The following is a 22,645-nucleotide window of genomic DNA, read 5'->3' as shown; positions in this document are numbered from 1 at the left end:
GATAAGAATGGGTAAAAGCAGTAAATCTAAACGATTTGTACAGCAGGGCAAAGAAAGTGTTGCCAGGCATGCCGAAAAAATCCCTTATCACACTACGTTTGAAGAGGCTGAAAAAGACAGGTTAAGAATAATGTCTGAACAAAGCTATGGTGGCTTCTAATGGGAAACAATTTATTTCAGAAGGCTAGGGAATTTGTTGAAGAAGCTCTCCACTCTGAGCATGACGGTGACCAGCATAAGACAGAGGAAATCGCTAAAAACGCTCTTTCATCAGCCTTTGCCAATACGACCGAGGCAGAAAAAAGACAACTGCGAGAACTCCAGGAAGAGCTGGAAAACCACTCTAAATAACTTGAAAGCCTCCAGGATTCCTGGAGGCTTTCGCTTTGTTTTCATCAATTGTTATTTTATGCCTTTCCACCTTTTTACCCATTTCTTTATAAAAGTCCATACTGAGGGAATCAGCAGTGGCTTCTTCACCCTTTGCCCAATTTCCCGGTAAAAATCATTGTCGTGATTTTCAGATGCTTTATTAATATCATTCCCTGCGGAAAGTTCCAACAATTCCTGAAGTTTCTATGATGTTTGTGAAAGCATGCGGATCCACTTCCTTGATGATCCTTTCAAGGTCATACAGTTCATACCTTGTAATGACAATCAATAACATTTCCTTAGTTTCGTTGGTGAACGCCCCTTTGGCAGGAACCCTTGTAATTCCGCGAACTAACTTAGCATGGATTGCCTGTTTAAGTTCTTCACTTTTCTTTGTTATGATCATGGCTGTAAGCTTTTCATGTCGCGTATGTATCGCGTCAACGACACGGGTCGATGTGTAAAGGGTAACAAGTGTGTACAAAGCTTTTTCCGGTCCATAAACAGCACCTGCTGTTACAATGATCACGCCATTCAGCAGAAATAAATAAGTACCCACTGGTTTATCTTTCTTCCGTGATAGAAGCATAGCGATAATATCCATTCCGCCAGTCGATGCACCGTATTTCAAGGTGATCCCCACACCTACTGCAGCTATGACTCCGCCAAACACCGCATTCAATAATATATCAGGTGACCAGCGTGTAATCGGAATGATTTCCATAAAGAAGGACATCAAGACAACGCTGAGGAAACTATAAAAAGTAAAAGATTTTCCAACTTTTCGCCAAGCAATGATCGTTACTGGAATGTTCAATAAAAACAATAGAATACCTGTAGATACATTAAATGGAGCAAAAGAGCCAATCATCCTCGATAATAACTGGGCCACTCCTGTAAAGCCGCTTGCATATACGTTTGCCGGTATTAGAAAAAAGTTCATTGCGATGGCATTCAGTAATGCTCCGACCACAACTATGATAATTTTCTTCATTTCACCACTGTACATCCTGTAAACCTCCATTTCACCCTAATTCTATTATCTTTTTACCCTTAATTATTTATTCTATTTACGTAGAGATTGAATTTTTACCGTTACGTGCTACACTAAAAAGTAGAGTGACCACTCATTTTTCTAAAAATTGTAAAAGGAAAGCAGGTGTATTATGGCTATCACGATTCTTGCAGATAGTGCATGTGATTTACCGTTGTCTTTCTATAAGGAAAACAATGTTTCATTAATACCTTTACAAGTCCATCTTGACGGGGAAAATTATGAAGATTTACTTACTATTAATTCTCACGAAGTCTATCAGGCGATGCTTGAAGGAAAAGCCCCGAAAACATCGCAAGCTTCCCCAGAATACTTTATAGAACTTTTCACACAGTTTGCCAAGGAGAAAAAACAAGGGATATATATAGCCTTTTCCTCTGAGTTATCTGGAACCTATCAAACGGCAGTGATGATTCTTAATCAGGTGAAGGAAGAGTACCCTGATCTTGACATTGAAATCGTCAATACGAAATGTGCTTCAATGGGCGTAGGTTTAATTGTAAAGAAAGCAGCCGATCTGGCAGCAAACGGTGCCACTAAAGAAGAAATCCTGGCTGCCATCGAATTCCAAACCCGGCATATGGAGCATCTATTCACTGTAGATAACCTAGATTATCTGGCCCGGGGCGGCCGCATCTCCAAGACATCTGCCCTTGTTGGCGGTTTATTAAACATTAAACCGTTATTGCATGTTGAAGATGGGAAGCTTGTTCCGCTCGAAAAGATACGCGGCAAAAAGAAATTGATTAAACGTGTAATCGAATTAATGTACGAAAGAGGCAAAAACTTGACAACCCAAACGATTGCCATCAGTCATGGTGATGATGAAGAAACGGCCATGGAATGGAAGGAAGCCATCCAAAATGAATTCGGGACAACCGACTTCATGATCCATACAATTGGGTCCGTCATCGGTGCACATGCCGGTCCTGGCACAATTGCCCTCTTCTTCTTAAACGATACCCCTGATAAATCATAAACATACATACTCCCTTCCATAATTGTGAACAATATATATTGATCAGATAATGGAAGGGAGTTTTCACTATGTCCAAAACAACCGATGACAATAAAAGGCCAAAAGATAACCAAGCGAGAAATGCTGAAAAAAATATCGCTTATCAGGAAAACCTTACTGCAGGTAAGCACTCCTATTCGAAGAAAACGGATCATAAATGAAGCGCGGGGCTTGTCCCCTCGCTTTTTTAATATCGTTTATATAGTTGTCTTCCTATCACACTTTCTCTATAATAAAGGAAATAAACCCTGCTGGAGGTAAGTGATGGCAAAGGAAAATTCATTTGATATTGTTTCGAAAGTAGACTTTTCAGAGGTAACGAATGCAGTTACCATGGCTATGAAGGAAATACAGACTCGCTATGATTTTAAAGGGAGCATAAGCAGCATCACCATTGAAAAAGAAGACCTGGTCTTAGTATCCGACGATGAGTATAAGCTCGAACAGCTGAAGGATGTTCTCATTAGCAAACTCATTAAACGTGACGTACCAGTCAAGAACCTGGATTACGGCAAATTAGAAGGAGCTTCTGGCGGAACCGTTCGCCAACGGGCTAAGTTAATTCAAGGCATCGATAAGGAGCAAGCAAAAAAAATCAATACCATCATTAAGAATAGCGGTCTAAAAGTGAAAAGCCAAATCCAGGATGATCAAATCCGGGTTACCGGTAAGAACCGGGATGATTTACAAGGAATCATCTCCGCGATCCGGGGCGCTGATCTGTCCATTGATGTACAATTCTTGAATTACCGCTAAGTATGAAGGCCTCACCTGCTTTGGGTGGGTCTTTTTTTATGCAACTGCCTCCATCGTCGGTCATCCCCTCCTTTTCCCTCAAATGAATCGCCTTCATGTAACATGGAAAGACTAGTCATGTTCCCTTCAGTTAAAACATTAAACAAGACTTTGTTTGGGTATTTTTACCATGTTTTCTTTTTCCTAAAAGAAGGAATAGAAAAAGCGTAGATAATTAAATGGGAGGCGTTTATATCTTGACTACTCAAAACCAAAATCAGCATAAACAAGGATTTCCACCCCAACATCAGCAGCATCAACCTGGATTGGAAACAAAAATGGAACCGAACCCTGATTCTGTTAAAGCTTCCTACAAAGGAAGCGGCAAATTAAAAGGTAAAACGGCAATCATTACAGGAGGAGACAGCGGAATCGGTAAATCAGTTGCCATTTACTACGCTAAAGAAGGAGCGAATGTGACAGTTGCATACTTGGATGAACACGAGGATGCCAAAGCGACAAAAGAATTGGTCGAAAAAGAAGGCCAGAAATGTTTACTCATTTCCGGTGATATCGGTGATGAAGCCTTCTGCCAGGATGTCGTCAAAAAAACGGTTGATGAGTTTGGCGGTTTGGACATTCTAGTCAACAACGCCGGAGAACAGCATGTGCAGACAAGTATCCTGGACATTTCAACTGAACAATTGGAAAAAACGTTCCGCACGAATATTTTCTCGATGTTCCACATAACTAAAGCTGCATTGAAGCACCTTAAAAAAGGAAGCAGCATCATTAATACAACCTCTATTACAGCCTATCAGGGCAACCCAAAATTAATCGATTACTCTTCAACAAAAGGTGCAATACTGGCATTTACAAGAGCCCTGTCGAACTCCATTTCAAAAGATGGCATCAGAGTGAACGGTGTGGCTCCAGGTCCGATCTGGACACCGCTGATTCCTGCCTCATTCGGTGAAGAGGATGTTGCCAAATTCGGACAGGATACTCCAATGGGCCGTGCAGGGCAGCCAGAGGAATTGGCACCAGCGTATGTATATTTGGGAAGTGATGATTCATCCTATGTAAGCGGACAAGTCATCCATGTAAACGGCGGGACTGTTGTAAACGGATAAGCCTTATCTATCCAAAAGCAGTGGATTTCACAAATCCACTGCTTTTACTCTTTCAAGCAGGATATTTCCGGTTAACGCGGAATATATGAATTGGGAAGGAGTGGGGTCATTTTTGAAAAATATTGCAGATCCATGGTTCACCGTTCAGAAATTGGACTCAAAAACGTTTGCAATCAGTGAATATGGTCATTGGGAGAAAGTTCATTCCTTTTTATTACTTGGGGAGACCCGGGCTGCGTTAATCGACACAGGATTAGGCATCGGTTCGATTAAGCGGATTACAGACCTGCTTACCGATCTTCCGATTATCGTCTTGACCACACACGTTCATGCGGATCATATTGGCGGTCACGGGGATTATGATACAATTTATGTTCATGGAGATGATGCCAATTGGCTGATCAACGGCATTGAAGGTTTGTCTTTGGAACAAATAAGGAAGAACATGGCCCGGGATATCACTGTACCCATACCGGAATCATTCGACCCTTTTACATACAAGCCATACCTGGGCTACCCTGATGGGCTCTTATCGGATGGGGACATGATCGATCTCGGGAACCGCAATTTAATCATTTATCACACGCCTGGGCATTCACCTGGCCACATCTCGATTTTCGATAATGAAACAGGTTATTTATTCACTGGCGACCTGCTTTATTCAGATACTCCAATTTATGCATTTTATCCCTCGACAAGCCCTGAAGACCTTGTGAATTCATTAGAAAAAATCGCAAAGATAAAGGCAGTCACCAAAATCTATGGCGGACACAACCAACTCGGCCTCGAACCAAGGGTCCTTGAGGATGTCCTAGCAGCCATTCAATATCTTAAAGAGAATAATTTAATCAGACACGGAACGGGTGTACATGCATTCAGAAGTTTCAGCGTACATTTCTAGAAAAAAAGGGCATTGCTTTTACGCAATGCCCTTTTGGGTTCAATAAGTCATGGCCATTGCACCGTGCTTGATAGATCTGCAGGAATGCCTTTCCACGAAATGATGTGGAATGATCGTCCCGGCAGGAGTATCTCCAGTCTGCAGCATGTGAATGATGCCCTTAGCGGCCTGATATCCCAAATCAAAAATGTTAATATCTACGGAAGTCAGGGCTGGTAATGACAGTTCAGAGAAAACAACGTTATTGAAACTGACGATTGACATTTCTTCAGGAGTGCGCACACCCATCTCGCGAAGTGAATGCACGATTCCAAGTGCCATAAGATCATCACTGACCACCAAAGCGGTAGGTGGTTCATCGATGGATAGTAACCTTTTTGCAGCTGCTTGTCCCCCTTCATGCAAAAAATCTTCATGCAGGGTATATTCGATCCTTCGATCGATTCCAGCCCTCTTCAATGCCCGTTCATATCCGGACAAACGATCAAGGGTCATCACTAGGGTTACATCACCTCCGATGAATCCAATCCTTTCATGACCTAGCTGTATGAGGTAATCCGTTGCCTGTTCGGCAGCCAATACATTATCGTTATCAACATATGTTATTTCCTCAATGAAATCGAAGGGTTTTCCAATGATCACAAATGGAAAAGCTCTTGCTCTCAAATAGGCGAGAATGTGATCGTCCATCCTTGAATACATTAGGATGATTCCATCCACCATCCCCCCCTGCACCATATTCACTACTCCTTCGTAGATTTCATCTTCGGTTTTTCCCGTGCTTAGCAACAGGGAATAATGATTTTCCTGAGCTCCCTCACTTAGACCCTGGAGTATCGTCGGAAAAAAGGGGTTTTGATAATAATCATTTGACGAACTGGGCATTACCAAGCCAATGATCCTTGTCGATTGATTGGCAAGACTACGTGCAATGAAGTTTGGATGGTATCCTAATTTGCTCATCGCCTTACGTACCCGTTCCTTTGTTTTTTCACTTATTCGAGGATTGTTTGCAATCACTCGAGAAACTGTTGAAGGAGCAACATTCGCTAGCTGTGCCACATCTTTTATTGTGATGGCCATGCATTTCCCCTCTCCTCTCTTCGCCTTTATTGACTTCCTTTTAAAAAAGTGAATACCAATAAACGCTTCTCTAATATTTTTTATATTTATACATTTTGTATGTATTCATAATACACTCAGTTCAATAGTTATATCCATACTTTTTTTAATGTTTGTTCGATTTTTCAGAAAATACTCACTTTTCCGTTTTTTCATCTCTTTTTTAAAATCCAAAAAGAAGCTGATGTACGATCAGCTTCTAAAAAAACGACAGGTCTATTGGGAATTAAGAAGTCAGACGACTAACTACATAGGTTTTAAGCTAACTTCCAATCAAGTCCATAAAAGTGATTTACAAATTAATAACGATAAACCCTCGTTTCATATGGACGTAAATCGATAAGGGACACCTCAGGGCAATCCTCATAATTAGCTAGCAAAAGTTCCATCCCCCCCCAATAAGAAAGGTCAATTTGGTGGTGATTCATACTAAAGTTACATACTACCATGACTGAATTATCATTCATATTTCTTGTATAAATATAAAGTTCGGGGTGATCTTCCCATAATAATTCATATTCCCCATAAACAAGGACCTGATGTTTTTTTCGAAGTTCAATCATCTTTTTATAAAAATGATAAATGGATGACGGGTCATTTTTCTGCTGTTCTACATTGATGGCGCGATAATTGGGATTAACCCTCATCCAAGGTGTTCCGTTCGTGAATCCGCCATTTTCAATATCATTCCATTGCATCGGTGTTCGTGAATTATCACGGCCGCTATGCCATATAATGTTCATGATTTCATCATGCGGACGACCTTTGGAGGTCTCTATCCGGTAAAAGTTTTTCATTCCTACATCATCATAATCATCAATCGAATCAAATTGGACATTCGTCATGCCAATTTCCTGACCTTGATAAATAAAAGGTGTGCCTTGCATGAAAAAGTAAAGGGCCCCAATCATTTTTGCACTTTCCAACCAGTATTGATGTTCATTTCCCCAGGTGGATACACTTCTGGGCTGGTCATGATTTTCAAAAAACAAAGCATTCCATCCTTTGTTTTTCAGACCCTTTTGCCATTTGGTCATTGTGCGCTTTAACCCCTGAACATCAACATCGTGATTCTGTCCCCTATTCCAAAGTCCAAGATGTTCAAATTGAAAGATCATATTGAACTTCCCATTCAGTTCCCCGACCCATTCCTCCGCCTGCTCAATCCTGACGCCATTGGCCTCACCAACCGTCATGATATCATACTTAGAGAAAGTCTCTTCTTTCAACTCCTGAAGGTAATCCAGAATCCCGTCCTGATTGGTGTGCATTTCAAACGCAGGTACATACTGATGCCAATAAGGATTGGGCATATCCGGAAGTCCTTCACGCTTATGAATATGCGTGATGGCATCAATCCGGAAGCCATCGACTCCCTTATCGAGCCACCAATTGACCATTTTATATAATGCCTGTCGCACATCAGTATTTTTCCAGTTTAAGTCTGGCTGCTTTTCGGCAAATAAATGTAAATAGTATTGATTGGTCCTTTCATCGAATTTCCAAGCACTTCCGGAAAAGATACTTTCCCAATTATTGGGCTCACGACCGTCCTGCCCATCCCTCCATATATACCAATCCCGTTTCGGATTATCGCGGGACGAACGTGACTCGACGAACCAGGGGTGCTCATCACTTGTATGATTCAAAACAAGATCGAGTATCACCTTCATCCCACGTCCGTGAACATCTTTCAATAACAGATCAATATCTTCGATTGAACCGAATTCATCGGAAACCGCTTGATAATCACTAATATCATAGCCATTATCCGCATTGGGCGATCTATAAAACGGACAAATCCAAATAACATCTATCCCTAATTCCTGCAGATAGTCAAGCTTTGAAATCAAACCCTTTATATCTCCGACCCCATCACCATTACTATCCATGAAACTGCGCGGGTATATTTGATAGCAAACCGCTTCTTTCCACCAGGTCTTATTCATGCTGTAACCTCCCGATCCTGTTTTCCACAAAGCCTTAGGGACAATGTTTGGCGGCTACCGACAATCGAGAGGCATATGATTATTTTGGTTGGTTCCGTTTTGAACGCTTAATAACCAAAGCAATGAATATACCAAAAATAAGAAGAACCAATCCTATAACTAACAGGTAAGGAATATTAATAATCGACTTAGGTGACAACGTGTATACTTCTGTCGTCTCCCTGTCGATTACAATAGAGTAACTGTTGTCCTTACTGCGGACCAGATCCCCATTCAGCATACCTCTCAACTCTTTATTACTTTCAAGTTCCTTATCAGTAAGGTTAATCGTTTGAGTTTCAGTCGTATTGTTCATGGCGACGACAATCGTTTCATCACCATATACACGCTTGAATACCGAAGTTCCACCTTTTTCATATAAAAGCTCCATATTCCCTTTTACCAATGCCGGATACATGTCTCTGAGATCCGAAAGCTTTGTTATATAATCCACCAATTCCTGTTCTGTCTTAAAATTCATCAACTTATGATTATCCGGGGCAATATCGCCATTTAAGGCAATTTCCGATCCATAAAATACGATTGGCACCCCTGGCATCGTATATAGATACGAAAGCGCCATTCTCCATCTGGAACCTGGATTTTCGTTATGATCGGCTGCATCCTTTGTAAATCGGGGCATTCCCTGAGTATCCATGAACAACGCTTGATGGGCATCGCCCCCTAGTTCATCTTCACTTTTCGCAAACGCATTAAAAACAGGTTTCAATTCTTTATCGGGTGCGGCAAATGCTTCCCGTAGCTCAGCATTTTGCGGATAAGCCATAAAAGCATCGATACCGGTCTCCTTGTAGCTTGAAATCAAATCAGCATCACCTTGTACATCGCCGATTGTATAGAAATTTGATTTTTCAGATTTGACTCCATCCACAAACTCCTTCCAAAAATCCTTCGCTACGTATTGGACTTTATTTATACGGTATCCATCAATATCAGTTTCCTTTATCCACCATTTGGCAGCATCAAGTAAATATTTTCGTGTTTCCTCATTATTTTGATTCAAATCGGGAAGACCATCGACCCACCCTGTTTCCAAATCCGTCTGGTTACCGTCCTTCGAAATCTTTTTTTCTTCATGGAACCAATCTTGTTTTTTTGGATCGGTTAGCCAAGTGGAGTCAGGGCCCACATTATTTGCTTGGAAATCAATGATCACTTTCATTTCGCGTTTATGTGCCTCATTCACGAGTTTTTTAAATTCATTAATTGTCCCATAGTGTTTATCCGTTTTATAGAAATCGGCCACCCAATCGCCATGATAGCCATTTTCATCATTAGCAAAAATCGGTGAAAGGATGATAGCGGTATAACCCATATCTTTTAAATAATTCAGCTTCTTCGTGACACCTTCGAAATCCCCACCATTAAACGTGGAAGGGTCATTCACGTTCGCATCTCCATTATTCTGAGTATTCCCATCAAAAAATCGGTCGACCAATAATGAATATACGATTTCATCCTTCCAAGTTCGTTGTTCTTTTTCAGCTGCTCCTACTGGAATCGCGTAAAAAAGAAGCAACGGAATTAAAGCGAGTGATAACACTCTTTTTCTCATATCCGCTCTCCTCCTAGCTATCTCTTTACGCCTTTAAGATTAGCCTTTTGACCCCCTTAACGTCAAATCCAATTTATAAAAAAATTTACACTATAGGGACAAATTGGGGATACAGGTTATGAATACTGAATTGGTAAAGGCAGAACACGATTAACGTTCTTTTTTTATCGTCTTAACCGCTTTATCCAAAGCCCTTTTTGGTTTTACTTTTTGAATGGTTATTTCCTCCATGGCTGAATTCATCGGTCCCCATACCTTATTCATTTCCGGAATATTCGGCACGGGTTCAGCGTATTGTAATTGTATGCTTAAGGCTTGTGCCCTTTCATTTTCATTGATTGCTGCATTGTGTTTGATTGATTTATTAGCAGGGATTTCACCTGTTATTTGATAACGTTTCATTGCATTATCATCATTTGTCAAATATTCAACTAACTTCGTAGACCAATAAGGATGTTTTGTGAAAGCTGTTACATGCCAGCCTTTGATTTTCATTATCGTTTTCATTGGCTGGCCATTGGGCAGTTCGGGCATCGGGGCAATGCCTGTATCCTTTCGCTCGGTAAATGAGCTCCCGTCACTCATGAAAGAAGCCAAATTCCCTTGTATGAACAACATCTCGATCGCTGCCTTATCGCCTTTAGGAATCAAACCCGCCCTATACCATTTTTGGATGTACGCAGCCCCTTTTATAGCACCATCATTATTCAAACCAATCTCAAAAGGGTCAAGTTTTCCATTCTTATCTTTAAATATATAACCTCCCATTCCAGCCATTACCCCAAACGAATCATGGAAATCATTCCATTTGGCATAGTAACCATGCACGTTACCTTTTCTTAATTTTTTCGTCATTTTATAAAGGTCATTCATCGTCTCGGGAGCCTTAGCCATCAATTTTTTATTATAAATGAAAACGGATGTGGTTACGGACTTCGGCAATCCAAATATCTTATCTTGATACGTCTCTCCCCTAATTGAAGGTTCAATGAAAGCATTTACTACTTCATCATTCACCTTCACTTCCTGAATTAGGCCTTCCTTCACGATTTGCCCGACTTTTTCATGAGAAAAAGTTACGACATCTGGGGCCTTTCCATTTCCGATTGGCCCATCACGACGAAGCCGCTCATACATTTCGGTAGCTATTTCTAGCTCTTCAAGCTCAACTTTGATTCCATATTCTTTTTCAAAAGCTTCAATCACTGGCTTAAGGGCCTCCGCTTTACCTTCTTCTTCCCAAATGATCAATTTTTCCGGCTTCTCTTCATCGCTGGCTTCTTCTTTTTTCTTATTTTCTTTCACTACTTTATTTTCCAAATCTGAACTGAATCCGCAAGCACTTACACTAGCGATCAACACTATGGACATGAACAAATGAAAAATCAGCTTCTTCACTTTCATTCTCCTTTTTAAAATGTTTATTCTATCATGTCCAAAAGCGTCAAATAATACTGTTTTTCAGTTCAGTCATCCAAATAAAGCCCCTAATGAAAGCGATACCAAAGCTATTGTTATCATTATATGAACGCCTTTGATTTTTACAACATTTTCCTCGACGTATTTATTTCCTTGTACTGATGCACACTTTTTGTTATTTTTTAGTTAATAAGTGCTTCTTTCAATTGGAATTGGGTAAAGAACCATATTGAAAAAAACTTAAACACGGCTTAGTACAACTGATTAGCCATTAGCCCCCCTCACAAGTAGCCTGAAGTTCCCTTTTTCATATTCACATCCTCAAATACTTTTAGAATTGGAGTGATTTTCAAATGGAATTTTCATCGATACACCATAGACCTAATGACAGTTACAGCTATCCCATCAGCACTGAAACCCTACATATCCGCCTACGTACGAAAAAACAAGATATCTCCTCAGTTGGATTGATTTTTGGGGATCCATACCTTTCAGATAATGGTCAATGGCAATACGAAGAACTTCCGATGAGCTTGTCAGGCAGCGATAACCGTCATGATTATTGGCATATTTATGTGAAGCCTCCCTATCGAAGAATTCGATATGGGTTCAAGGTATCCTCAAAAGATGAAAGTGCCGTTTATACGGAAAAGGGCTTCTTTAAAGAACCCCCCCGAGATCCTGGAAGCTATTTCGCGATTCCCTATCTGCATCAAAATGAAGTTTTCGGGGCACCCGAATGGGTAAAGGATACGACCTGGTACCAAATTTTCCCTGAACGGTTCGCGAATGGAAACCCCAACAACGATCCGGAAGGTGTGAAACCTTGGGGAAGTGAAGATCCGGCCGTGGATAATTTTTTTGGCGGGGACTTCGAAGGAATCATTGAACATTTGGATTATCTAGAGAATCTCGGCATCAACGGAATTTATTTCACGCCAATCTTCCATGCCTACTCCAATCATAAATACGATACGATTGATTATCGGAGTATCGATCCGCAATTCGGAACGAGGGAAACATTGAAAACACTAATAACCGAATGCCACAAACGGAATATACGGGTCATGCTGGATGCCGTCTTTAACCATAGCGGCTACTATTTCCCCCCTTTTCAGGATCTACTCGAAAAAGGAGAGAAATCGAAATATAAGGATTGGTTCCACCCACACAGCTTGCCCCTTAAGGGAGGGGAAAGGCCCAATTATGAAACATTCGGTTTTTTTGAATCGATGCCAAAATTGAATACGGCGAATCCTGAGGTGAAAGAATATCTGCTCGAAGTCTCGGCTTATTGGATCAAGGAGTTCGATATAGATGCCTGGCGGCTCGATGTGGCAAATGAGGTCGATCAGCCATTCTGGCGTGAATTTCGAACAACGGTGAAGAATATAAAGCCTGACCTTTATATTCTTGGGGAAATTTGGCATGACTCGATGCCATGGCTTCGCGGCGATCAGTTCGATGCGGTCATGAATTACCCTTTTACCAACCAAGTTTTTCGCTTGGTCGCTTCACAAACCATCAATGCACGCGAGTTCACAGAAGAAATGACAGCCATCTATCACAGTTATCCAACCAATGTTTTTGATGTGACATTCAATCTTCTTGGAAGCCATGATACACCGCGAATTTTCACGGATTGCGGGGAAAATCTAGCTCGGGCCAAACTCATCCATGCAATCCTGCTGACATTCAATGGCAGCCCTTGTATATACTATGGTGATGAAATCGGCTTAACCGGAGGCATGGACCCAGGGTGCCGAAAATGCATGGTCTGGGAAGAAGAAAAACAAAATACCGAGCTTTTCAATGAAATTAAGGCATTGATCCTTTTGCGAAAAGAAGAACGATTACTTGCCAATGACGGAAAGTTCAAATTTCTTGATACATCCGGAAACGAAAATATCGTGGCCTACCAAAAGGATAATGGAAAACGTTCTGTCGTGATCCTCATCAATCCGACAGATGTCCAGCAATCCTTTACCCTCCCTTTTGATTTTAAAGGACGTACACTAACCGATTTAAGAACAGAAGAAACCACACAGGAAGGTAGATTTGATTTGGGTGGTTATCAATATAAACTTCTCGCATTCAATCATTGAAGCAATGAAAACGGGGCAGTGAAAATCATCCGCCCCGTTTTTTTAATCAATTATTTGGATATCATATTCTTTGAACCATACATGGGTTTGTGCCAAGTGAGCGAGCAACTGTGGACCTGACATCAATTGCCCGAACCACGGCACTTTAAAAGCAGCACCCTTGGAATCTACTATATCGGTTAGCTTTTGTTTATCGAAAAACTCATGCAGGACCGAATTTTTATCCGTCAGTAAGTCTTTCAACCACGCCTGCACACGGTCTGTATATACAGGATTATGGGTCTTTGGATATGGACTTTTTTTACGATACAATACTTCATCCGGTAATAGCCCCTCCAAAGCCTTCCTTAGAATACCCTTTTCACGGTTGCCTTCCATTTTCATTTCCCAAGGAATGTTCCATGCATATTCAACAAGGCGATGATCGGCAAATGGCACGCGCACCTCCAGACTTGCACCCATACTCATCCGGTCCTTCCGGTCAAGGAGCGTCGTCATGAACCATAATAAATTCACATAGAAAAGCTCTCGCCGCTTTGCTGCTACACCGTTTTCCCCTTCCAATTTAGGTGTCTCGGCAAGGGTGTTCAAATAAGCTTCCTGCGCATATTCCTCCAGCTTCAATTTCTCGCGCCATCCCGTTTTCAATAAAGATACCCGCTCATCCGTAGATCTCATCCATGGAAAACCAGCACGATTCAAATCATCCTCACGATGAAACCAAGGATACCCTCCAAAAATTTCGTCCGCACATTCGCCTGACAGGCCTACGACAAAATCCCGCTTGATTTCCTTACAAAACCAAAGTAAGGAAGAATCGACATCTGCCATCCCTGGTAGGTCCCTTACAAGAACAGCTTCTGTTAAATAATCCGTCAACTGCTCTTGAGTGATGATCGATGAATGGTGAACCGTGTTAAAACTATCCGACATCTTTTTAATCCAATACCCATCAGAGTTAGGTTGAAAGTCATTTGCCTTAAAATAGCGCTCATTATCCTCATAATCAATGGAATACGTGTGAAGCCGGCCTTTCCCTTCTTTTTGATAGGCATTTGCAGCAATGGCCGTTATCGCGCTTGAGTCAAGCCCTCCTGATAAGAAGGTACAAAGTGGAACATCTGATACAAGTTGCCGTGTCACTGCATCTTCGACTAGGAAGCGAACCTTCTCTGCCGTCTCATCAAGCGTATCCCGATGTTCTTCACTTTTCACATTCCAATATCTCCAAATCCGGAGGCCTTCCCTTGATAAGGTAAGCGCATGGGCAGGCCTTAATTCCTGGATATTATGAAATATGCCTGAACCTGGCTTTCGGGATGGACCAACACCAAAGACTTCAGACAGCCCTTCACGGTCAATCTCCGTTTTAACATCCGGATGGGCCAGTATCGCCTTAAGCTCCGACCCAAAAATGAACCCGCCATCCCTTTCCGCATAAAAGAATGGTTTTACCCCCATCCGATCTCTTCCAACGAATAATTTTTGTTCCTTTTCATCCCAAATCGCAAACGCAAAAATCCCATTAAACAAGTCAATGCATTTTTCTTTCCATTCTATATAAGAAGTTAGCAAAACTTCTGTATCAGAATGACCGTTAAAGGAATATCCTTTTAATAATAGCTGTTTACGAATATCCTCGGTGTTATATAGCTCACCATTATAACAAAGCGTATATCTGCCGTTTTCGTGATTTTTCGTCATCGGCTGTTTTCCGCCTTCCGCATCGACAACCGTTAACCGTTTATGACCAAAGGCAACATGGGCTTCGCTCCAAACATTTCCTTCGTCTGGCCCCCGCTTTGCCAACGTTTTTGTCATGTTTTCCAGTGTTTTCGTTTTTGTCCGTAAATCTTTTTGAAAATGCACCCAGCCTGTTATCCCACACATTTTACACTTCATCCTTTCTTCCGGGCTATCAAAAATATATTGGCTCCCTGTCTTAAAAAGATTTACAGTTCCTAAGTATCGATCAGTATCATTCCGTAGGACCACCTGCCCACAACGCCCGGTGTTGTTAATGAATTGTTGAGCAATGCATCCCGTGTTTAAACATAGCCTATGCAAAGACGGAAAGATGGTTATTTGTCCATAATATTTTAAAATATACAGTTATATTTTCATTGGATTTTGACTAAAAAGTAGGTGAGGATTCCACTATTGGAGGTATATGTATGAGTCAGCAACAACGAACCAAGTTAATGAACAGGCAAACAAGAGCTTTTACCGAAGGAACAGTGGAAAATATCAATCAACAATGGATTTTTTTCGATGATGAAACAGATGAGGCCTGCTCCATTGAGGACCACGTTGATAGCATCATTGAAGTGTACAGGGGTGGGCGCTGGCAGCAAGGAGTAGTTGAAGAAGAGGGAAAAATCCTGCTTCACCGGGAAATCACCTTCTTAAGGGAAAATGAGCCCATCCGGATACGCAAAAAACTGCTCTACTCTTTCGAACGTTTATTGGAAGAATTGAACGACGATTCCTTTTTCCAATTTGTAACGACATTGAATTCACTTGATTTTTCTATTTATGATTGTATATACAGCTATAACCAGCTCACCTTTTTAAGGGCCGTCCCTAACCAGTCCGGCGTGAATTTCTTCACCTTTGATAACGAGAGCCAAATATGTCTCGTTCAACACCATTTTTCTTATGGGAAAAAGGATCACGATCGTTTTGAATTCACCCTGAACACGGGGAAAAGGATCGTCATTGAGAAAGTGAATTCACAATAACGGGTAAAAGAAAACGGGTAAATGAGATTTCCTCATTTACCCGTTTTAATTCTGCATTAAAAAAAGTCCATTCCTTGTGGCAGCGAAAGCCCTAAATAAAGGACGAATACAAGCGCTACGATGAACAATATCCACATGGCACTTGTGCTTTTTCCTTTTTTCGTACGGACCAACACCATTTCCATCGCCGCAATCACGATGATACCAACAATCATTTTTACTGCGTAAGCACCAAAATCAGTGATCAGCATACCGCCAGTAAGGAAAATCAATAGATAGAACAACCTTGTTATCATATGTAGCATTTTCGCTTTCGGGTTTCCACCTTTAAGCATCGAATATGTGACAAAGAAAAGAATGATTCCGATAACCCAAGCAGTAATATGCATATGTGTCATTTTTTTGCCCCCTCGTTCAGTTTCCATTTCATCATATCATAGGCTTTTACAAAAAAACAAAACTAAGGAATCACCTTAATGGGTAAAATCAACAATTTAATGAACATCATTTACATTTCTTCTTAACTGGTCCTCACCGGCGCATGACCGGCTTTTTACCATATGTAACGAAACGCCATATATATTCAACCGGACCATATTTAAACAGCCCCATCCACAATAAGGAAATCAGGATTTGCAGGCAAAACAAGGCTATTAAGAAAACAAATCCTGTCGTATAAGAGACTGATCCATATAAACCAAGGCCATATGAATAAAAAATGGCCGTACATACCATCGATTGGAACAAGTAATTGCTCATCGACATCCTTCCGATATACGAAAGCGGGTGTAATAGGCGGGAAGCCCCAGCCTGTTCCGCCAAAAGCGCGATTGCCGTGATATAAAAAATCGTAAGTATTGGTCCTCCCAAATAATCCTGCACGAATATCGTACCAAAATGGTATACCGTCACATAGGGCAGAATCTTTACTGACATGCCCAAAAGCAAGCTTACAATCGATATCGCTTTCAATTGTCGTTTATATTGGGTTGGCTTTTGGAGAAAGCCTTGTTTTGCCACTCCTGCTCCAATTAAAAAAAATGGAAAAATCGATAAAAAAAGGATAATGGCATTAAGAGGGTTGTTCACCATATACCAATCCAGTGCCCTTTGACTCATTATTTCCGTAAATGTACCAGATTGATAAACTTCCAAGGACTGTTTCATCATCGCCAAATCAGTCGTAATTGCCATCCCTTCCCTATCAAAAATGCCTATTATAAGAAATAGCGAACCCAATATCGCAAAAGGCAGGACATAACAAACCGAGCCTAGCAGAATTAAACTCCTGCCCTTCATCTTATAAAAAAATAAAAAGGCAAAGCCAAATACAGCATAATTAATGAGGATGTCCCCATGCCAGATGATAAAAGCATGAATGCACCCAAGTACTAGCAGAAAACTTAGCCTTTTCATATATAGTAAAGGAAATGAAATACCCTTTTCTTCACTCCTTACAGCTAGTATGATTGCCCCGAAACCAAACAGAAAGGCAAATAACGGATAAAAGCTTGCCTGTGCGACAATATCACTGAATCTGTACAAAATCCTGTCCCATCCTCTGGACCACCGCTCGACACCATCTATGTACAAGAGCGGAGAGTGGAAAGAAGGCATATTCACTAAGAAAATCCCTAAAATGGCTATTCCACGTAAAATGTCGATGCTTACGATCCGTTTACTTTCCTGCAATGGAACCATCATGCCCTTCATAGATACCCCCTCTTTCATCCATACGGATTTAACATCATTTCTATAACTCCACTGCATCACCTTTAACCTTCATGACCGCTTTTTGCTTTTTTATCAGTATGACAAACAAGCTGCCCATTAAGCAAAAGATTCCTGCAAGGAAGAATGCCCATGTATAGGAGTTGAATATTTTAAAGATAAGTCCTCCACCGTACGCCGCCACTGCTGCACCCACTTGATGGGCTGCGAATATCCAACCATATACGATCCCGCTTTTCTCCATGCCAAAGACCTGCCTTGAAATGCTTATGGTCGGAGGGACAGTGGCTATCCAATCCAAACCATAAAAAACGGAGAAGATGATCAATAGACCGATTGAGCCTTCATTTAACGCAAAAGGAAGTAATACGAGGGAAGCACCCCTTAGAGCATAATACCAAAACAACAGCCAACGGTTATCAAAACGATCTGATAACCACCCGGATACAGTCGTACCTATCAAATCAAAGATTCCCATGAAAGATAGCAGTGATGCTGCCGTCACGACCGGTAAACCAAAACTAATGCAGTAAGAAATGAAATGTGTGCCGATCAACCCACTCGTTGAAAGCCCGCATATAAAAAAGCTGCCTGCCAATAACCAGAATTCCTTAACTCTCACTGCTTCAGTCAACGACTGAAAAGCCATGGCGATGGGGTTCTTCTTATGGGCTGTAACGGCCCCCTGACTCTCTTCTTCCAATCCATATGGAAGAGTGCCTACTTCCTTCGGACTGTTTTTCATGAATAAAAGGATGATTGCCAGCATGATCAAGCTAAGTACCAAAATTAATCCAATCGCCCATCTCCACGAGTAATTCTCAATGATGATGGCTAAAACCGGAAGTAATATGAGCTGCCCTGTGGCCGTACTTGCCGTTAGTATCCCGACCGCCAGCCCCCGCCTCTTCTCGAACCAACGATTAGCCACATATGGGCTCAATACCGTTAAAAACACTCCAGAACCCAATCCAATGATAATTCCCCAAATTATAATGAGCTGCCACTCATGCTCCATGAAAAAAGTGAGGAAAATCCCTGCCAATAAAGTGGTCATGGCCAATACCATCATTTTCTTCAATCCAAGCACTTCAATTAGAGCGGCCATGAATGGACCCGATAATCCATAAAGAAAAAGACTTATGGCGAAGGCTAAAGAAATGACGGAGCGGTCCCACCCGAACTCATTTTCAAATGGTACGATGAATACTCCTGATGATGACCTAACAATTCCAGCTACAATAATCGAGAAGAATGTTATGATTAAAATAACCCAGCTATAATGAATACGTTTCAATGCTCTCCCCCACAATCCAAAACTCTTAGAATCAACATGACGAAAAAAAAAAAAAAAAAATTATAATAATTTGAAATATTTTATAATAGTAACACTTTATCGTTAAACTGGAAGCTTTTTATCGAAGCAAATTCCGGTGTTCTTGAATGACCATCCCTTATCCAACAATGGCATGGGTAACGGTGGCTTATTTACAATTGGAAACATATCGCCCTCAATCTTCAATTCATCTGGGTCGATATCTTCATAGCTTAATATGAAACCCTTCGAACTGGCAAATAGAAAAAACGCTGATCATTTCTGAACAGCGTTAGCGAGCTTCAATTAACGAATTTTCCTGTTTTCCCCTTAGATTCCCAGTAATCATTACGGAGATGGATTTTTTGTATTTTCCCCGATGCCGTTTTTGGAAGCTCCCCGACGAACGACACACTGGTAACTGATTTGAAATGAGCTAATTTTTCCCGTGTAAAAGCCTTTATATCATCCTCCGTTAATTCTACACCCGTTTTTGGCACAATGAAGGCATGCGGTGTCTCTCCCCACTTTTCATGTGGAACGGCAATGACTGCCGCTTCAAGAATGTCCGGATGTTCGTAGAGTATTCCTTCCACTTCTATGGAAGAGATATTTTCTCCGCCACTTATGATTATATCCTTTTTGCGGTCAACGATATCAACATTACCATTTTCATCGATTGTGGCCATATCTCCAGTATGCAGCCATCCATTTATCAGTGTCTGGCTGGTCGCTTCTTCATTTTTCCAATAACCTAACATCACTCCATGACTGCGGACGATGAGCTCCCCGATATCCACGCCATCATGGACAACTTCCTCACCATTGTCATGGATAACCTTTACCTCACTGCCTATGATGGGATATCCGGCCTTCGCCTTCATTCTGTATTTTTCTTTTTCCGAAAGATCATCGAATTCAGAACGAATCAGCGATATCAGACTAACCGGTGTTGATTCAGTCATTCCGTAAATTTGAATGAATTCCCAGCCTAACTCTTTTTCCACCCTTGTAACAAATGCAGGAGGCGGAGCGGAACCAGCAACAACGATGCGGATATCCTGCTTGATTTTCGTAGCATTCCGCTCATAATATTGAAACAGCGAATTCAGAACCGTTGGTGCCATATGCATGATGGAAACCTTATGCTTTTGTAGTGCATCAAATATCCTGTCGGGGCTGGTTTTCCTCAAACAAACTTGAGTGGCACCATTTGCCGTATAATAAAATGGGGCACCCCACCCATTCACGTGGAACATCGGCAGTACATGCAAATATATATCGCGGTCATTGACCCTGAAATGATGCATCGCACCTAGGGGGCATGTAAATAGTTGTTACGGTGAGTCAGCATCACCCCTTTGGGATTTCCTGTGGTCCCGCTCGTATAAAGGAGGCTCGAAACATCATTTTCATCCACTGACTCCCGGTTAAAGCTCATGTTATCGTAACGTTCCAGCCAATGATTGTAATCGATTTCATTTATCTCTTCATCTTTATAATGAACGATTATGTGCTCCACTGATTCAAGTTCATCCTTGACAGTGGAAATTAGATGATACAATTCCTGATCTACGAAAAGGACCTTTGACTCACTATGGTTCAAAATGAATACATAATCAGCAGGCTTCAAGCGGATATTCAATGGAACGATTACGGCCCCAAGTTGAAATACCCCATAAAAACCTTCAAGCATTTCAACTGAGTTAGGTGCCAAATATGCCACCTTATCACCCTTTTTGACTCCAAGATCCCTTAAACCATTTGAAAGCTGGTTTACACGGCCATTCAACTCTGAGTAGGTTAATACCCTGTCATCTCCAATGATCGCTTTCTTATTGCCATATAGTAAGGCTGCTCGATCTAAGAAATGCGATAATACTAATGGTACGTTCATTTCCTCACCCCTTATTTTATTTGAAAATTCTGAATTATAACTATATTACCATATCTGTTACCATTATTACAATAATGCCGACTATTGTTATATAACAATAAATTGATAGGCAGATGAATCACATCAATCATGAGTCAACATACAATACATTGAAACTCCCTTCAGTGATAGGCTCATGGCCTGAGATTCAAGGGAGAACCAGAATAAAAAAAGGGTGATTTTCTTGCCGGCCATCGTAGGAATCGTTCAAGTCATCAACGTCGGTAGCAGTGGAATTGTCCATATTGGTGACGTCTTTAAAATTAATCCATATTCCACCTCAAAAACGTTTGCAGGTGCTGGCTCTTTTAATACAGGTGAATCCATATCCCTCTATAATGCCTATAGCACCACAAATACAAATGATACTGATGGTGTTGATCAGCCACTGGTCTTAAATCTCTAATGCTTTAAGAAAGGAGTCAGCATGATTTTCAATATTCACCAGACCATACAAATCAATATGATAAAAATTGAAAGCATCGCCAATTCATCCGTTTTTCAAATAGGAAGTGCCGGGGTGATTAAACCATATTCCACACTAGCCAATACCGGTGGATACACTGAGCCCGCTCCCGCAATTGAAGCCGATGTAATCCCATTAACCAGCTTCGTCCCATTTACACCCTCCTAGTTCATAGGCATTCACCTACATCCAACTTTTTCATATACTGCCATATATGAAATTACTTATTGTGAAGGTGAGGTGTTGAATCGTGAATCAGGATCTATATTCATATTCCATACAAATGCAGCGTTTTCTTGAAGCACAGGATAAACGGATCATGAAACTTGAACACGAACTCAAACGCCTGACAGATGAACTTGCCGAACTGAAAAATAAACCACCGATCCATGTGGATAAAATTGAATATAAATTCGATCAGTTAAAGGTCGAATCTTTAGATGGAACATTGAATATCGGTTTAAATCCAAATGACCTTAACAACATAGATGAATTTGCCGTCAACAACCAACCTGTTCCACCTGCACCTAACCTATTTCCAGGCAGGGAAATCGTCGTCCAGGAAATTCACAACGATATACTTTCAGACTTAGAAAATATGATTCACGATGCGGAAACCCAGCTGAAAATATCATTGGAACCCTCTTATCATGACTTCATTAAACAGGACGTCGAACGCCAGCTTCATCAACGAATCAATATGTATTTCGATAATCTTTCTTATGCGGAACGTGCACCGCAGCAACGGGATAATGTCAAGGAAAAGGTCAGGGAGAAGGTAAAATCAGATATTCAAACCGCATTATTACAATTCATTACCCATTCACATGCCGAGACAGGAGGAAATCCAAATGGAGTTTAATGTAATCAATCACCAGCTTTGCGTAGGAGATATTAATATTACCGGTGTTGCAAGCTCTGCTTTATTTCTCATAGGGGATGTACAAACGGTCCAACTTTCCTCAGCATTCGATACCCCACCTGAATCCCTTATCATCGGGCCATTCGTACCGCTAACTCCTAAAGGATAAAT

22 protein-coding genes and 1 pseudogene are annotated in these 22,645 nt (G+C 41.1%); 13 read left to right on the top strand and 10 right to left on the bottom strand.

Features of this window, described 5'->3' with window-relative positions; genetic code table 11:
• The first annotated feature begins 7 nt into the window (after window positions 1-7).
• Window positions 8-160, top strand: coding sequence for a hypothetical protein (locus IOC57_RS16605; protein ID WP_164468789.1), 153 nt, complete (start codon window positions 8-10; stop codon window positions 158-160).
• Window positions 160-351, top strand: coding sequence for a DUF3813 domain-containing protein (locus IOC57_RS16600; RefSeq protein ID WP_207439769.1), 192 nt, complete (start codon window positions 160-162; stop codon window positions 349-351). The genes IOC57_RS16605 and IOC57_RS16600 overlap by 1 nt, the downstream gene beginning before the upstream one ends.
• Before the next feature lie 187 nt (window positions 352-538).
• Here the strand turns inward: IOC57_RS16600 and IOC57_RS16595 are convergent, their stop codons facing one another.
• Window positions 539-1,381, bottom strand: coding sequence for a YitT family protein (locus IOC57_RS16595; protein WP_076367181.1), 843 nt, complete (start codon window positions 1,379-1,381; stop codon window positions 539-541).
• A 157-nt stretch (window positions 1,382-1,538) separates the two neighbouring features.
• Here IOC57_RS16595 and IOC57_RS16590 point away from each other — a divergent pair, with 157 nt between their 5' ends.
• The 5 genes from IOC57_RS16590 (at window position 1,539) to IOC57_RS16570 (ending at window position 5,213) form a co-directional block, all read left to right on the top strand.
• Window positions 1,539-2,405 (top strand): DegV family protein, encoded by an 867-nt coding sequence (locus IOC57_RS16590; RefSeq protein ID WP_207439768.1) that lies wholly within the window; start codon window positions 1,539-1,541, stop codon window positions 2,403-2,405.
• Window positions 2,406-2,473: 68 nt separating this feature from the next.
• Window positions 2,474-2,605 carry a DUF3941 domain-containing protein gene (locus tag IOC57_RS16585; protein ID WP_082196697.1) on the top strand — a complete coding sequence of 44 codons (132 nt, stop codon included), beginning with the start codon at window positions 2,474-2,476 and terminating at the stop codon, window positions 2,603-2,605.
• A gap of 103 nt (window positions 2,606-2,708) precedes the next feature.
• The gene (locus IOC57_RS16580; protein ID WP_063232211.1) at window positions 2,709-3,200 is read left to right on the top strand and encodes a YajQ family cyclic di-GMP-binding protein; all 492 of its coding nucleotides are present in this window, start codon (window positions 2,709-2,711) and stop codon (window positions 3,198-3,200) included.
• 236 nt (window positions 3,201-3,436) lie between these two features.
• Window positions 3,437-4,312 carry an SDR family oxidoreductase gene (locus IOC57_RS16575; RefSeq protein ID WP_286184940.1) on the top strand — a complete coding sequence of 292 codons (876 nt, stop codon included), beginning with the start codon at window positions 3,437-3,439 and terminating at the stop codon, window positions 4,310-4,312.
• A gap of 121 nt (window positions 4,313-4,433) precedes the next feature.
• Window positions 4,434-5,213 carry an MBL fold metallo-hydrolase gene (locus IOC57_RS16570; protein WP_309487721.1) on the top strand — a complete coding sequence of 260 codons (780 nt, stop codon included), beginning with the start codon at window positions 4,434-4,436 and terminating at the stop codon, window positions 5,211-5,213.
• Between the two features lie 39 nt (window positions 5,214-5,252).
• Here the strand turns inward: IOC57_RS16570 and IOC57_RS16565 are convergent, their stop codons facing one another.
• The 4 genes from IOC57_RS16565 to IOC57_RS16550 all read right to left on the bottom strand — a co-directional run bounded on the left by IOC57_RS16565 (window position 5,253) and on the right by IOC57_RS16550 (window position 11,297).
• The gene (locus IOC57_RS16565) at window positions 5,253-6,296 is read right to left on the bottom strand and encodes a LacI family DNA-binding transcriptional regulator (RefSeq protein ID WP_207439765.1); all 1,044 of its coding nucleotides are present in this window, start codon (window positions 6,294-6,296) and stop codon (window positions 5,253-5,255) included.
• A 338-nt stretch (window positions 6,297-6,634) separates the two neighbouring features.
• Window positions 6,635-8,284, bottom strand: coding sequence for a glycoside hydrolase family 13 protein (locus IOC57_RS16560; RefSeq protein WP_207439764.1), 1,650 nt, complete (start codon window positions 8,282-8,284; stop codon window positions 6,635-6,637).
• A 79-nt stretch (window positions 8,285-8,363) separates the two neighbouring features.
• Entirely contained in the window at window positions 8,364-9,899 is a 1,536-nt protein-coding gene (locus IOC57_RS16555) for an alpha-amylase family glycosyl hydrolase (protein ID WP_207439763.1), read from the bottom strand.
• Between the two features lie 150 nt (window positions 9,900-10,049).
• Window positions 10,050-11,297, bottom strand: a complete 1,248-nt coding sequence (locus IOC57_RS16550; protein WP_207439762.1) for an extracellular solute-binding protein — start codon at window positions 11,295-11,297, stop codon at window positions 10,050-10,052.
• A 374-nt stretch (window positions 11,298-11,671) separates the two neighbouring features.
• Here IOC57_RS16550 and IOC57_RS16545 point away from each other — a divergent pair, with 374 nt between their 5' ends.
• Window positions 11,672-13,423, top strand: a complete 1,752-nt coding sequence (locus IOC57_RS16545; protein WP_207439761.1) for a glycoside hydrolase family 13 protein — start codon at window positions 11,672-11,674, stop codon at window positions 13,421-13,423.
• Window positions 13,424-13,465: 42 nt separating this feature from the next.
• Here the strand turns inward: IOC57_RS16545 and asnB are convergent, their stop codons facing one another.
• A complete protein-coding gene (asnB, locus tag IOC57_RS16540) occupies window positions 13,466-15,313 on the bottom strand; it encodes an asparagine synthase (glutamine-hydrolyzing) (protein WP_207439760.1) in 1,848 nt (615 codons plus the stop codon).
• Between the two features lie 284 nt (window positions 15,314-15,597).
• On the opposite strand from asnB, the gene IOC57_RS16535 reads away from it, so the two are divergent.
• Entirely contained in the window at window positions 15,598-16,164 is a 567-nt protein-coding gene (locus IOC57_RS16535; RefSeq protein WP_063232220.1) for a DUF2777 domain-containing protein, read from the top strand.
• A gap of 56 nt (window positions 16,165-16,220) precedes the next feature.
• Here the strand turns inward: IOC57_RS16535 and IOC57_RS16530 are convergent, their stop codons facing one another.
• From IOC57_RS16530 to IOC57_RS16515, 4 genes and pseudogenes are all read right to left on the bottom strand, one after another.
• Window positions 16,221-16,562 carry a YisL family protein gene (locus tag IOC57_RS16530; RefSeq protein ID WP_076367205.1) on the bottom strand — a complete coding sequence of 114 codons (342 nt, stop codon included), beginning with the start codon at window positions 16,560-16,562 and terminating at the stop codon, window positions 16,221-16,223.
• 133 nt (window positions 16,563-16,695) lie between these two features.
• Window positions 16,696-17,877 (bottom strand): DUF418 domain-containing protein, encoded by a 1,182-nt coding sequence (locus tag IOC57_RS16525; RefSeq protein ID WP_207439759.1) that lies wholly within the window; start codon window positions 17,875-17,877, stop codon window positions 16,696-16,698.
• A 40-nt stretch (window positions 17,878-17,917) separates the two neighbouring features.
• Entirely contained in the window at window positions 17,918-19,192 is a 1,275-nt protein-coding gene (locus IOC57_RS16520; RefSeq protein WP_207439758.1) for an MFS transporter, read from the bottom strand.
• Window positions 19,193-19,512: 320 nt separating this feature from the next.
• A pseudogene (locus IOC57_RS16515) lies at window positions 19,513-21,107 on the bottom strand (long-chain-fatty-acid--CoA ligase).
• A gap of 223 nt (window positions 21,108-21,330) precedes the next feature.
• Between IOC57_RS16515 and IOC57_RS16510 the strand changes: the two are divergent.
• From IOC57_RS16510 to IOC57_RS16495, 4 genes are all read left to right on the top strand, one after another.
• Window positions 21,331-21,552, top strand: a complete 222-nt coding sequence (locus IOC57_RS16510; RefSeq protein WP_063592643.1) for a spore germination protein — start codon at window positions 21,331-21,333, stop codon at window positions 21,550-21,552.
• Window positions 21,553-21,573: 21 nt separating this feature from the next.
• Complete coding sequence (locus IOC57_RS16505) at window positions 21,574-21,780, top strand: spore germination protein GerPB (RefSeq protein ID WP_207439757.1); 207 nt, start codon at window positions 21,574-21,576, stop codon at window positions 21,778-21,780.
• Window positions 21,781-21,862: 82 nt separating this feature from the next.
• A complete protein-coding gene (gerPC, locus tag IOC57_RS16500) occupies window positions 21,863-22,474 on the top strand; it encodes a spore germination protein GerPC (RefSeq protein ID WP_207439756.1) in 612 nt (203 codons plus the stop codon).
• Complete coding sequence (locus tag IOC57_RS16495) at window positions 22,464-22,643, top strand: spore gernimation protein GerPD (RefSeq protein ID WP_207439755.1); 180 nt, start codon at window positions 22,464-22,466, stop codon at window positions 22,641-22,643. Before gerPC ends, IOC57_RS16495 begins: the two co-directional genes overlap by 11 nt.
• Window positions 22,644-22,645 lie beyond the last annotated feature (2 nt).

The sequence above is a fragment of the Bacillus sp. SD075 genome (genome assembly GCF_017355165.1).
Classification (GTDB): Bacteria; Bacillota; Bacilli; order Bacillales; family DSM-1321; genus Peribacillus.
This window is presented reverse-complemented; position numbering and strand designations above follow the sequence as displayed.